Origin of the sequence: Bradyrhizobium lablabi (assembly GCF_001440475.1) — a bacterium.
Lineage (GTDB): Bacteria > Pseudomonadota > Alphaproteobacteria > Rhizobiales > Xanthobacteraceae > Bradyrhizobium > Bradyrhizobium lablabi.
This window is the reverse complement of the sequence record NZ_LLYB01000068.1, coordinates 13,382-24,827: the sequence shown is the minus strand read 5'-3', so window position 1 is coordinate 24,827 and position 11,446 is coordinate 13,382. Positions and strand designations below refer to the sequence as shown.

Annotated in this window: 12 protein-coding genes and 1 pseudogene; 6 read left to right on the top strand and 7 right to left on the bottom strand. The window is 63.3% G+C overall.

Annotated features, from left to right (window positions below):
• Nucleotides 1-446 (top strand): annotated as a pseudogene (locus CQ14_RS46350) (ComEC/Rec2 family competence protein); the annotation flags it as partial.
• A 6-nt stretch (nt 447-452) separates the two neighbouring features.
• Here the strand turns inward: CQ14_RS46350 and CQ14_RS17030 are convergent.
• From CQ14_RS17030 to CQ14_RS17010, 5 genes are all read right to left on the bottom strand, one after another.
• Complete coding sequence (locus CQ14_RS17030; RefSeq protein ID WP_057859022.1) at nt 453-689, bottom strand: hypothetical protein; 237 nt, start codon at nt 687-689, stop codon at nt 453-455.
• 85 nt (nt 690-774) lie between these two features.
• On the bottom strand, nt 775-1,197 hold the full coding sequence (locus tag CQ14_RS17025; RefSeq protein ID WP_057859021.1) for a hypothetical protein: 423 nt from the start codon (nt 1,195-1,197) through the stop codon (nt 775-777).
• A 229-nt stretch (nt 1,198-1,426) separates the two neighbouring features.
• Nucleotides 1,427-2,128, bottom strand: a complete 702-nt coding sequence (lexA, locus tag CQ14_RS17020) for a transcriptional repressor LexA (RefSeq protein WP_057838115.1) — start codon at nt 2,126-2,128, stop codon at nt 1,427-1,429.
• A gap of 196 nt (nt 2,129-2,324) precedes the next feature.
• Nucleotides 2,325-3,536 carry a molybdopterin molybdotransferase MoeA gene (locus CQ14_RS17015; RefSeq protein ID WP_057859020.1) on the bottom strand — a complete coding sequence of 404 codons (1,212 nt, stop codon included), beginning with the start codon at nt 3,534-3,536 and terminating at the stop codon, nt 2,325-2,327.
• A gap of 27 nt (nt 3,537-3,563) precedes the next feature.
• Nucleotides 3,564-4,190 carry an HAD family hydrolase gene (locus CQ14_RS17010; protein ID WP_057859019.1) on the bottom strand — a complete coding sequence of 209 codons (627 nt, stop codon included), beginning with the start codon at nt 4,188-4,190 and terminating at the stop codon, nt 3,564-3,566.
• Between the two features lie 125 nt (nt 4,191-4,315).
• On the opposite strand from CQ14_RS17010, the gene CQ14_RS17005 reads away from it, so the two are divergent.
• Nucleotides 4,316-4,627 (top strand): hypothetical protein, encoded by a 312-nt coding sequence (locus tag CQ14_RS17005; protein WP_082649909.1) that lies wholly within the window; start codon nt 4,316-4,318, stop codon nt 4,625-4,627.
• A 54-nt stretch (nt 4,628-4,681) separates the two neighbouring features.
• Complete coding sequence (locus CQ14_RS17000; protein WP_057859017.1) at nt 4,682-5,863, top strand: NADH:flavin oxidoreductase/NADH oxidase; 1,182 nt, start codon at nt 4,682-4,684, stop codon at nt 5,861-5,863.
• A gap of 28 nt (nt 5,864-5,891) precedes the next feature.
• Here CQ14_RS17000 and CQ14_RS16995 read toward each other — a convergent pair whose 3' ends face one another.
• Complete coding sequence (locus CQ14_RS16995) at nt 5,892-6,377, bottom strand: GNAT family N-acetyltransferase (RefSeq protein ID WP_057859016.1); 486 nt, start codon at nt 6,375-6,377, stop codon at nt 5,892-5,894.
• Nucleotides 6,378-6,653: 276 nt separating this feature from the next.
• Here CQ14_RS16995 and CQ14_RS16990 point away from each other — a divergent pair, with 276 nt between their 5' ends.
• From CQ14_RS16990 to CQ14_RS16980, 3 genes are all read left to right on the top strand, one after another.
• Nucleotides 6,654-7,988 carry a S41 family peptidase gene (locus CQ14_RS16990; RefSeq protein WP_057859015.1) on the top strand — a complete coding sequence of 445 codons (1,335 nt, stop codon included), beginning with the start codon at nt 6,654-6,656 and terminating at the stop codon, nt 7,986-7,988.
• 250 nt (nt 7,989-8,238) lie between these two features.
• Complete coding sequence (locus CQ14_RS46345) at nt 8,239-9,513, top strand: hypothetical protein (protein ID WP_245320381.1); 1,275 nt, start codon at nt 8,239-8,241, stop codon at nt 9,511-9,513.
• A gap of 562 nt (nt 9,514-10,075) precedes the next feature.
• Nucleotides 10,076-10,825, top strand: a complete 750-nt coding sequence (locus tag CQ14_RS16980; protein ID WP_057859013.1) for a hypothetical protein — start codon at nt 10,076-10,078, stop codon at nt 10,823-10,825.
• Nucleotides 10,826-10,979: 154 nt separating this feature from the next.
• Here CQ14_RS16980 and CQ14_RS43620 read toward each other — a convergent pair whose 3' ends face one another.
• A complete protein-coding gene (locus tag CQ14_RS43620; protein ID WP_156435079.1) occupies nt 10,980-11,177 on the bottom strand; it encodes a hypothetical protein in 198 nt (65 codons plus the stop codon).
• Nucleotides 11,178-11,446: the final 269 nt, after the last annotated feature.

Sequence of the window (11,446 nt, the reverse complement as noted above, 5' to 3'; positions counted from 1 at the left end):
TCCTCTTGAAGGAGTGGCTGGTGGCGGATGCCGATGCGCGCACGGCAGCCGATGCCTCGCTCACGTCAGGCGTCTCCTGCGATGATTTGGGCTGCGTGATGCCGTCCGCCGGCGGCGGCCTGGTCGCGCAGGCGTTCAGGCCCGAGGCCCTGGCGGACGATTGCGAGCGCGCAGCGCTCATTGTGACCCTGCGGCAGGCGCCCGCGTCCTGCGCGGCTTCCGTGATCGATGGCGAACGGCTGCGGCGGCAGGGTGCCATGACGCTGCGTCGAGGCCGCGACGGATTTGTCGTCGAGGCGGCGAAACCACGAGGGATCGACCGCCCGTGGTCGCCGGCCGTTGCTGACGCGGGCGAGGCGGACACCACCGTTCTGGCCCCGCGCGTCGTGCCGCCCCGCGCCGTCGATGCGACGCCGGCCGAGGCCGACCTTCAGGCCGAGGAGTAGGGAATGTCAGTGCTCGTCGATCGGGGGACCGGACGGATGGGCCGGTATCTCGAACGCGCCGAGGTGGAATTCTTCCGGCGCGTCGGGAGGTGACGGCAGGTTGACCAGCGTGAACGATGCGTCGGGAAATTGCTGCCAGACCGCAAGATCTTCGGCCGTGATCGTGAGCCAGCCGTACCGGAACATGTAACGTCCGGGCTCGGTGACGCGCCCAGCCCTTTGCCACGTGACTTTGTTGACCACCGGCCGCCCCCTTGGTGCCGAATTCTGGAAAACGCATCACCATGATCCGCCGGGGGTGAACCGGCGGATCGCATCCGCGTCTCGTCTATCCGGTTACGATCGCAGCGGTTGGACGCGCTTCCGTCACCTTCGGTGCATGCTCGCCACCGGTGTGAACCACCGGCAATTGCAGCACGGTCGCGCGCTGGCCTTCGCAAAGCTGCGTCACCAGCACATGGCTGCCATCAGGAAATTCGATCGCGTCATGATGACGGTCGGCGACTTCGGGTTCGATCTGATTGAATTTGCCGACCCGCCAGTCGGTGGTTCGCGTCCAGATCCAGCGGTTGTCGTATTTGACGTCCTCGGCGAACGCCAGTTCGGTGCCGGGAAGCATGCAGACCGCCACTGCTGGCTCGCGTTCCGACGCAAAGCCGCGGGTCGATGTACCGCGGAATGTCGTGGTGATCAGCGTCTCGCCGACCTGGGCAGGCCGGGTAGCCACAGCATGCAGGCTATAGTCACACATCGGATGGCTCCCTCATTTGAGATAGCTGACCCGTGTCTTCAAGGCGGCACAGGCCCCTATCAGAGTGGACATGGCGCAGAGCTTTTTCTTGCTTCTGGGCATTTCTGCGACCGGCGCACCGCGCCACATTCACAAACGCGCTAACGCACATTGGTTCCACGCCAGCATCAAAAAAGCCCCGGCCGAGGGCCGGAGCTCTTTTTATGTGATGTCCGCGGACGGCACATGGTCAGTATTTTCGGTAAAGGCCGATCAGCTTGCCCTGAATCCGCACGCGATTCGGCGGCAGAATGCGAACTTCATAGGCGGCGTTGGCGGGCTCCAGCGCGATCGAGGCGCCGCGGCGGCGGAAGCGTTTCAGCGTCGCTTCCTCCTCGTCGATCAACGCCACCACGATGTCGCCGGTGTCGGCGGTCTCGTTGCGCTGGATCAGCGCCATGTCGCCGTCGAGGATGCCGGCCTCGACCATGGAATCACCGCGCACTTCGAGCGCGTAATGCTCGCCGGAGCCGAGCATGTCGGGCGGCACGCTGATGGTGTGGCTGCGGGTCTGCAGCGCCTCGATCGGCGTACCGGCGGCGATACGGCCCATCACGGGGACGGCGACCGGGCGATTGCCGTCATCCTCGGCAGCCGGCACGCTCACCGTGCGCTTGCCGAGCGTGCCTTCGATCACACTCGGCGTGAAGCCGCGGCGGCCGTTGCCGGCAGCGGCGAGCTCGGGCAGCTTGATGACTTCGATGGCGCGGGCGCGGTTGGGCAGCCGGCGAATGAAGCCGCGCTCCTCCAGCGCTGTAATGAGGCGGTGGATTCCGGATTTCGAGCGCAGGTCGAGCGCGTCCTTCATCTCGTCGAAGGAGGGTGGTACGCCGGCCTCTTTCAGCCGTTCATTGATGAAACGCAGAAGTTCATACTGTTTGCGCGTAAGCATCGCGAGCAATCCCCCGGTTGGCGTCGTCGTTTCGAATCTTCAGCGCCCAGATGGCGGGAGTGCCCAAACTCCCAGGCAGAGACACCAGCAGTCGAAACAAATCATGAACGGACACTATATGTTCGATATGTGTTCCGCAACCACTTAATTTCAGGTGAACGCGTCAGGCTTTCTGTCCGAGACAGATCTTGGGGAGTCATTCCGGCAGCCGAAGCAGCTCGCACGACGAGCCCTTGGGGGCCGCCGGCGCGAACGGCGGACGTAACACTAATGCCTGTGCCGCAGCGAGATTCCCCAATAACGAAGAGTCCTGGTGGTTCACCGGCACGGCGATCAGCGTGCCATCCTCACGCGCCTCGAGGCGTGCGCGCAGATAATCTTCGCGCTGGTCGTTGGCGGCGAGGTCGCGGCCGAGCAGGGCGCTTTCTCTGACGTGATGGACGTGGTCGCGACCCGATAATGCACGAATCAGCGGCACCAGAAACAGGAAGCCGCAGACATAGGAGGAGACGGGATTACCGGGCAGGCCGATCACCCGCATCGGGCCGAGCCGCCCATGCATCATCGGCTTGCCGGGCCGCATCGCGATCCGCCAGAACGCCATGGCGACGCCCTCGGCCTCCAGGGAGCGCTTGACCAGGTCGTGGTCCCCGACCGAGGCGCCGCCCATGGTGATCAGGATGTCCGCATCCGTCTCACGGGCGCGGCGGATGCCTTGCGTGGTCGCCGCGACGGTGTCGGCGGCGATGCCGAGATCGACGACGTCGGCACCCTCGGCGCGGGCCAGCGCCCGCAGGCCATAGCCGTTGGAATAGACGATCTGGCCGGGGCCGGGGTTTTCGCCGGGCATCACCAGCTCGTCGCCGGTCGCGAGAACCGCGACTTTCGGGCGGCGGTGCACCGCAAGTTCCGGATAGTTCATGCCGGCGGCGAGCGACAGGTCGCGGTCGCTGAGGCAACGCCCGCGTTTGAGCAGGATGTCGCCCTCGCGGAAGTCGACGCCGGCGGCGCGGATGTGCCGTCCGCGAACGGCGGCTTCCGTGATGGTGATATGATCGCCCTCGGCTGCCGTGTCTTCCTGGATGATGACGGCGTCGGCGCCGTCGGGGATCACGCCGCCGGTGAAGATCCGCACCGCCTCACTTTGGCCGACCTTGCGCTCGAACGGGCGGCCGGCGGCGACCTCGCCGATCACCTTCAGCCGCGCGCCGATGCCGGCGGCGTCAGCCGCACGCACCGCATAGCCGTCCATCGCCGACATCGCCTGCGGCGGCTGCGTCCGCCGCGCGGCGACGTCGCGCGCGAGGATGCGGTGGTGGGCGGCATCGAGGGCCACCATTTCTTCGGGCAACGCTTCCGCGCCCGCAAGGATCGCGGCAAGCGCATCGGCGACAGGCATCAAGGCCACGGGCAGACCTCCGTCAAATTCGAGGCGCTAGATTCCAAGCGCAGTCAGTGCCCTGGCCACGTCATCCGTCGATGTCACGTGGATGGCAGAAAGGCCGCGCGCCCGCGCACCTTCGATGTTGGCGGCTGAATCGTCGAAGAACAGAATCCGCGACGCCGGCACGCCGATCGCCTTTATCACATGATCATAGGCTTCCGCGTCGGGTTTGCGCAAACCGATGCTCGAGGACAAAAATATCTCGCGGAAATGGCCGAGCACATCCGCATAGGCCCGCGAAAAATGCTCGACATGGGCCGGATTGGTGTTGGAAAAGGCATAGAGCGGCAGGCGCTTGGCCGCGCCGGCCAGCAGCGGCGCGATGCCCGGCATCTCGCCCGCGAAGATCGCGTTCCAGCCCTCCAGGAACTGCACGTCGGTGATGCCGATGCCGAGCGACTGGCGCAGGTTCGCAAAGAACGCGGCGTCGTCGATCCGGCCGGTCTCGTGATGCTTGAAACTGTCGTTGACGACAAAGCGGCCGGCGAGGTCGGCAGGCGCGCAGCCCGCATGCCCAGCCCAGCAGGCCATCACCTGATCGAAACTGATGTCGAGCACGACACGGCCGAGGTCGAACAGCAAGGCGTCAACGGAGTGGGGCGCTGGCGGCAAATTCATGGCAGTCGTTTACAGAACTGGACCGGCCCGGGCAACGGCCACGGCGATTTGCGCCCCTGCCCAATCCGGCGCTTAAGCCGGTGCGCGAGCTGTGCTAAGCGAGGGGTCAAACAGGGAGTGGTGGCATGAAAATCCTGGGTAGAATGTTGGGCGCTGCGGCTGCGGTCGTGTTGCTGGCAGGGCCCGCCTTGGCCCAACAAAAAGGTCCCGCCAGATATGGGGAGGAGGACAAGCCCAAGACGGGGGCGGAGATCGCGGCCGAGAGGGACGCCGAGAAAGCCTACAAGCGGTCGCTCGGCAATATTCCGGAACAACAGAAGAGCGATCCCTGGGGAACCATGCGCGGCGACAACAACGCGCCAAAGGCCGACAAGGCCGCGGCTGCGAAGCCGAAAGCGAAATCCGCGGATATCAAGACCGGCACAAACGCAAAATAGAAGACACTTCCCGGCGCCGTGCCGGGACAATGATGTCCGCGAGGCGAGGCAAGCATGACGGAAACGCTGCTGTTTTCCCCGATGACGATTCGGGGCCTCACGCTGAAGAACCGCATCGTGGTGCCGCCGATGCATCAATATTCGGCCGAGAAGGGTTTTCCGACCGACTGGCACCTGATGAATGCCGGCAAATTTGCCGCCGGCGGGGCCGGTCTCGTGGTGGTGGAATCGACCAAGGTCGAGCGGCGCGGCTGCGGCACGGTCGGCGATCTCGGCATCTGGGACGACAAGTTCGTCGCGCCGCTCGCCCGCCTCGTCCAGTTCATCAGGCAGCAGAACGCGGTCGCCGGCATTCAGCTCGGCCATTCCGGCCGCAAGGCGCGCGCGAGCCGGCCTTGGGAAGGCGACCGTCCACTGCAGCGGACGCCCCACATCGAGGATTGGGACGCCTGGCAGCCGGTGGCGCCGAGCGCGATCGCCCATAGCGAGAGATGGCCGGAGCCGCGCGCGCTCGAAACCGGCGAGGTCAAGGATCTGGTGCAGGCCTGGGGGCAGGCGGCGCGACGCGCGCATGAGGCGGGCTTTGACGTGCTGGAACTGCACGGCGCCCATGGCTACCTCGTGCATGAATTCCTGTCGGAGCGATCCAACCAGCGCACGGACGAATATGGCGGCTCGGAAGCGGGCCGCATGCGCTTCCTGATCGAGGTGACGGAAGCCGTGCGCGCGTATTGGCCCGACCACAAGCCGCTATTCGTCCGCCTCTCGGTGGAGGACAATGCCGGCTGGGGGCCGGAGCAGAGCGCGCGGCTGGCAAAAATCCTGAAGACAAAAGGCGTCGACGTCATCGACTGCTCCTCCGGCGGCATCTCCGAGGCGGCGCCGATCCTCGGCAAGGAGATCAAATACAGCTACCAGGTGCCGCTGTCGGAACATGTCCGGCGCGAGGCCGAGATCATGACCATGGCGGTCGGTCTCATCATCCATGGCGACCAGGCCGAGCAGATCCTGCGCAACGGGCAGGCCGATCTGATCGCGGTCGGCCGGGAAATCCTCAACAATCCCAATTGGCCGATGGATGCCGCGCTCAAGCTCGGCGTCGAGGGCCCGTTCCGCAACGTTCCCCCGCAATTCGGCTATTGGCTGGGTACCCGCGCCAAGCGCGGTTTTGGGACGCAGCCGTCTACGTGGCAAAATGGGTTGCGTGAAGACGGAAGAGCGACGTCAAATCCTTGAGCCCGCACATGGGCCGGACATGGGCCGGCTACGCGCCGATCCGCTTCTCGAAGAATACACTGCTCGCGATGGATTGCGGCGCCATCAGCGCGTAGGCGCCGAACGCCGGACATTCCCGGAATCCCATCCGTACATAGAGCCGCATCGCCGCGATCTGCCGGTCTCCTGTCTCCAGACGCAACATGGTGAGCCCGGTACGATGAACCTCCGCTTCGATGCGGGTCAGGATGGCGTCTGCAACTCCCTGTCCCCGTGCGGTGTGCCGTACGTACATGCGCTTGACCTCTGCGAAATCGGGAAAGAGGGCGACGCCGCCGCAGCCCACCGCCGCTCCACGTAATCTTGCGAGGAAGAATCGGACGTTCGGTTGAAAGATCGTGTCGAGCGTCAATCCATGCCGCTGCTCAGGCGAATACTCCTTGGAGAGCACGGCCTCCAACTCACCGACGAGTGAGCGCACCTCGTCGGTCGCGGTCAGCGCAGGTTCGATCTGCACTTCATTGCCATCGCCCATTATTGCCCCCTTCGAACCCGCGGAAACCCGGTTCTGCCGATCCTACATTGCACTCGACAGAAAATTCGGCAAATGCCTTCCTCTCCGGTAAGAAAATGTTCCTGTTTCGGGTCAACCAGATCAATTTAAGGCCGATAGGCCTCCCGAAGGCCGTACTGCATCGGGCCGGCGTGCCTTGATCCGACCAAAAAGCCATTGTGAGTTGGCGGGGCTGGGACAGGGGCGCCGATTCACATGGGATGGTGGGCGTCCGTAGAGATAAAGGGACGCCTCACGATGCGCAGGAATATTGCCTTTCTTCTCGGCACCGTGACGGGCGCGTGTCTGACCGTTCTCGTGGCCGGGCCGCAGGGGACAAATCTGGTGGCGGCGGCAAAGGCCGCGGCCCGTTCCGACACCTACAACCAGCTCAATCTGTTCGGCAGCGTGTTCGAGCGGATCAAGACCAGCTACGTCGAGAAGCCCGACGATTCCAAGCTGATGGAAGGCGCCATCAACGGCATGATCTCCGCGCTCGATCCTCATTCGCGCTACATGAATGACAAGGGCTGGAGCGACATGCAGGAGACCACCCATGGCGAGTTCGGCGGGCTCGGCATCGAGGTCACGATGGAAGACGGCCTCGTCAAGGTGGTGACGCCGATCGACGAGACGCCCGCCGCGAAGGCCGGCATGCTGTCGGGCGACGTGATTACCCAGATCGACGACGAGCAGATTCAGGGCATGAGCCTCGAACAGGCGGTCGCCCGGATGAAGGGCCCCGCCAACAGCAAGATCCGGCTCAAGGTCATGCGCAAGGGTTCCGCTGCGCCGATCGATGTCGCCATCGTGCGGGAGATCATCCGGGTGCGGCCGGTCCGCTTCAAAGCCGATGGCGGCGATATCGGCTACATCAGGATCACCCGCTTCAACGAGCAGACCACCGACGGCCTGAAGAAGGCCATCGCCAGCATCTCCAAGGAAATTCCGCCGGAAAAACTTGCGGGCTATGTCGTCGACCTCCGCAACAATCCCGGCGGGCTGCTCGACCAGGCCGTTTCGGTGTCGAGCGCTTTCATGAACCGGGGCGAGGTGGTCTCGACCCGCGGCCGCACCTCGGAGGAGACCCAGCGCTTCACCGCGCGCGGCGGCGACATCACCAAGGGCAAGCCGCTGGTGGTGCTGATCAATGGCGGCTCGGCTTCCGCCTCCGAGATCGTGGCCGGCGCGCTGCGCGACCACAAGCGCGCCACCCTGATCGGCACGCGCACCTTCGGCAAGGGCTCGGTGCAGACCATCATTCCGCTGGGCGCCGGCAACGGCGCGCTGGCGCTGACCACGGCGCGCTACTTCACGCCTTCTGGCCGCTCGATCCAGGCCCAGGGCATCGCGCCCGACATCGAAGTGCTGCAGGACGTGCCGGACGAACTCAAGGGCCGCACCGATCTGAAGGGCGAAGCCTCGATGCGCGGCCATCTCGCCGCCGAGGGAACCGAGCAGGCTGGCTCGCAAGCCTGGGTCCCGCCGAACGAAAAGGACGACAAGGCGCTCAACGCCGCCTTCAACCTGCTGCGCGGCGGCAGCGTGAATGCGACCGCCGTGACGGCCGCAAAGCGCGCGGTTCCGAACTAGGAACTCATCGCGTCATTGCCTGCGACAAACGCAAGCGTTTGCGCAAGGGAGCGAAGCGACGACTTGTCCGCCGAAGCTCGAAGAGCGAAGGCGGAAGCAATCCATCTATCCGTTATGCCGCACTATGGATTCNTTCGCGGAGCCTGTCATCGGGCGGCGCTTCGCGCCGACCCGTTGGCTCGCATGAGGGGGCCGCCGACAAATGGCGCGTGACAGTCGCTGAAAAGGAATCGTCACGACGCGCGTGACGATGCGGAACACGTCCACTTTTTTTGAAACCTCCTCTCCACTCAATCGTAGCTCGCGCCAAACACCAGGCGCGTTGAATGGAGTGGTCATGTCGAAGAAATGGACCTTGCTGGCCCTGAGCCTGTCGCTTTGTTCGAGCGGATCCCTGCAGGCCGATCCGCTGGATTCGCCCGACATCGTTTATATCGACGGGAAGCCGTGCAACCGCGCCTGCCAGTCCTACATGGCCTGGTCTGATCAGGCCTTGTCTGCGCGGCACCGGGAGCAACGCGAGCCTGTTGTGGTGGTGCCGGCTGAAGCGGAACCAGCGAGTATCGAACGCGCCACTCCGCCCCGGGTGACAAGGCAGGCCGCGCCAGCAACCCGCTCGACACCGCGCAGTAACGTGGCAGCAGCGAAGACCAAGCCGTCGAGCGCCAAAAAGGCCGCCGCTCCGAGCCTCGCCGCAGCCGGCAAGAATGCTTCACCGGCTACGCCGCCCGTGGCCCGCGACAAGGTCGTCGCCGGTGGCGAGACGCCGGAGCGCAGATTGGAAATTCCTCAGCAGCCGACGCCCAGCCAGGCTGCCGCTATCGCTCCGTCGCAGCCCGTGGAGACTCCCAAGTCTGACGTGAAGTCCGAGGCCAAGTCTGAAGCCAAGTCTGAAGCGAAATCCCAAGCCAAGATCGAGATCCAGACCGAGACCAAGTCGGAGGTCAAATCCGAGGTCACCCTGCCACCGCCCGCCACGCTCGAACTCACTGCTGCGCCCGCTGCGCCAAAGACCGCCGCAGCGCCTGCCGCGACTGCCAGCGCTCCCGCTTCGGCGACACGCACTCTGCAGCAACAGTTGGTGGAAGCGACAGGCCTGGCCGATCTCGTCACGGCGATCGGAACGGGCCGGGAAGCGGCCAGCAATTTGGACAATCCGGAAGTAGAACCGGTCCGCGACACCGCGAAGACGGCATCCGCGTCGCCCGACGATCCCGACAATCTGGTCGCGCTTGTCCTGGCACGTCCGGAGATCGGCTCATTGGCCGACCTGAACAACAAGAACATCGCGATCGAGGAGAAGCAATCCGCCTCCAGCGGCCGTGTCAGCGCCGCGTTCATGGCGGCGGGCGCCGCGGAAGTTCAGTTCAGCGAAGGGCAGCGCGGCGCGATCGACCGCCTGATCAGCGGCGAAGTCCCGGCCGCGGTGCTCACGCTGGCCTCGCGCGAAGCCGCCGAGGGGTTTCCCGATATCAAGGGCTTCAAGACGTTTCGGGTACCGCTCGCACAGAAGGCGCGGCTGTAATGTTGCATCCAACGCAGCCCCGATGGACGAAGCGACATCCAGGCTACACGCCCTGCTGTGTGGTGCCCCAGCGGTGCGGAGGGCGCCCGCCGTCTCTTCAATTGAACTGCTGTCTTAACCACGGCACGCACAGTCTCGCCTCGGTCTCCGCGGTATCTGCGGAGTCATAAATTCCGCAATCGGGACCCGGCGGCCCCCATACCCCTTCTAGTTCCTCGCTCGCCTGAATGATGGGGCTGTCGGGATCGTCGTTAGGCAGTGCGGCCGATAGCCACTGCCTTCGATATGTGTAAGCTCCATCTGGCCGACGCGAAATTAATACGCGCTCCCGACCATCGTAGCTCTCGAATGTCTTGACTGTTGAAGGCACAGAGTCCTGGCCGCGAGTGTGCTACCGCGATACGTGTACTATTCCAGACCGCCGCTTTCCGGGCAACCTAAAACAACTTAAGATGGCGGCTATCGCCTGCGGATGAGCGAAGCGACATCCCGGGTTTGATTCATCTCCAGCCACGGTTGAACCAGTGAAATCGCTGTGAGCGGGACTCTTGGGAAATAAAAATTGGGTATCACCGTTTTCGTGTTCGACAAGCGTGTGGCGAAGGCCCAAGCCGACTATGGGGACTGGGTCGGAAGCGAGATTGCAGCCGCTCCAAAGAACTGCTGGGACAAGCCGGAATCGTCGTCGCCTCGTTTACGAAAGTGGTTTGGCGATATGTGCAAAACCTTTCCGTTGATCGGGGAAACGGATCCCGATGATTCTTACGGTACGGAATATTGCTTCTACAGGAATGTAATCGACGTGGTCTTCGCGAGCTCGATTGGGGAGGAGGGAGTTCGCAAGGCGTGGAAGCTCGCCGAGAAACATGGCTTGCGCATCCTGATCGGTGACGAGCTGTTACCTGCCGCCGCGCCGAGAGGGAAACAGCATTTTCATATCCCGGTGTTGCATGGACCCAAGCCGGACAAGCCTGGCGTGTCGCCAAACATTTGTTTTGTTGTGTTTGATCCCGAATTGACGCGCGTCTCCCCTAGTACGGCCAGGAAATGGGCCCTCGATCAGGTGGAAACGGGAGCGTGGAGTAATGACCAGTCGTTTCCGCTGGGAGATCGGCTGAGCGAATGGAATGATCAGCTTGCGGCGCGCAATCTGGATTCGTTGATTTCAGAGATGAGATTTTACCGCGAGCTTATCTTCGTTCGGGTCGACCAAAAGAATGCCAGCTCAATGGTCGCACCGATAATGGAGCTATCGCACAGACTCGGCCTGCCGCTACAAATTTACCAAAATCTCGCTGGAGGCGGGCCCTGAATTGCAGTCACGATGCATCGAATTCTCGTTCGGCTCGATGCGTGCAACGTCGCCGACGCTTAGCCCGGGCCGCAGCCGAAAGCATCTGTCGTCGCTCCTTTGAAGCGGCGGATCGAGAGGCCGTCCAATGCGGGCAGCCTCTCAATCGGATTTGTTACGGCTTTTTGCTGCTCTTCTTCGCCCCGCCAGGCGTGCAAGAGCCGCCGAAGCACTTCTGGCCTTTTTGGCTGCCGTAGGTGTTATCGACGCCAGACATTGTCCCGCGTCGCGCGGCGTAAGCATCGGATGAGAAGGAGGCGGCCGTTGTCGCTACTACGAATGCTGATAACAGAGTAAGTACAAGAATTTTCATTTTATAACTCCTGTTGAAACGTGCTCATCATATCTCGCAACCACCGTTTGGTCTACGACGAGGAAGCGTAGCCCTGATAAGCGAAGCGATATCCGGGTTTTGGTTGCGGGGATTCCCGCATATCGCTTCGCTCATGCGGGCTTCTTGCTGAAGTATCGGCCGCTGCGCGTTCACGCAATTTTCTTCAACGACTTCAAGCTGATTTGCACCGTCCAGTCGTGCGCGCAAAAATAAATCGCTTCGCGCGAGACCCAAATCACGCCTACAAA

Excerpts from the sequence above, each read along its gene's own strand:
- CQ14_RS17025 (WP_057859021.1), bottom strand. The coding sequence starts at position 1,197 with ATGTGTGACTATAGCCTGCATGCTGTGGCTACCCGGCCTGCCCAGGTC.
- lexA (WP_057838115.1), bottom strand. The coding sequence starts at position 2,128 with ATGCTTACGCGCAAACAGTATGAACTTCTGCGTTTCATCAATGAACGG.
- CQ14_RS17010 (WP_057859019.1), bottom strand. The coding sequence starts at position 4,190 with ATGAATTTGCCGCCAGCGCCCCACTCCGTTGACGCCTTGCTGTTCGAC.
- CQ14_RS17005 (WP_082649909.1), top strand. The coding sequence starts at position 4,316 with ATGAAAATCCTGGGTAGAATGTTGGGCGCTGCGGCTGCGGTCGTGTTG.
- CQ14_RS17000 (WP_057859017.1), top strand. The coding sequence starts at position 4,682 with ATGACGGAAACGCTGCTGTTTTCCCCGATGACGATTCGGGGCCTCACG.
- CQ14_RS16995 (WP_057859016.1), bottom strand. The coding sequence starts at position 6,377 with ATGGGCGATGGCAATGAAGTGCAGATCGAACCTGCGCTGACCGCGACC.
- CQ14_RS16990 (WP_057859015.1), top strand. The coding sequence starts at position 6,654 with ATGCGCAGGAATATTGCCTTTCTTCTCGGCACCGTGACGGGCGCGTGT.
- CQ14_RS46345 (WP_245320381.1), top strand. The coding sequence starts at position 8,239 with ATGCGGAACACGTCCACTTTTTTTGAAACCTCCTCTCCACTCAATCGT.
- CQ14_RS43620 (WP_156435079.1), bottom strand. The coding sequence starts at position 11,177 with ATGAAAATTCTTGTACTTACTCTGTTATCAGCATTCGTAGTAGCGACA.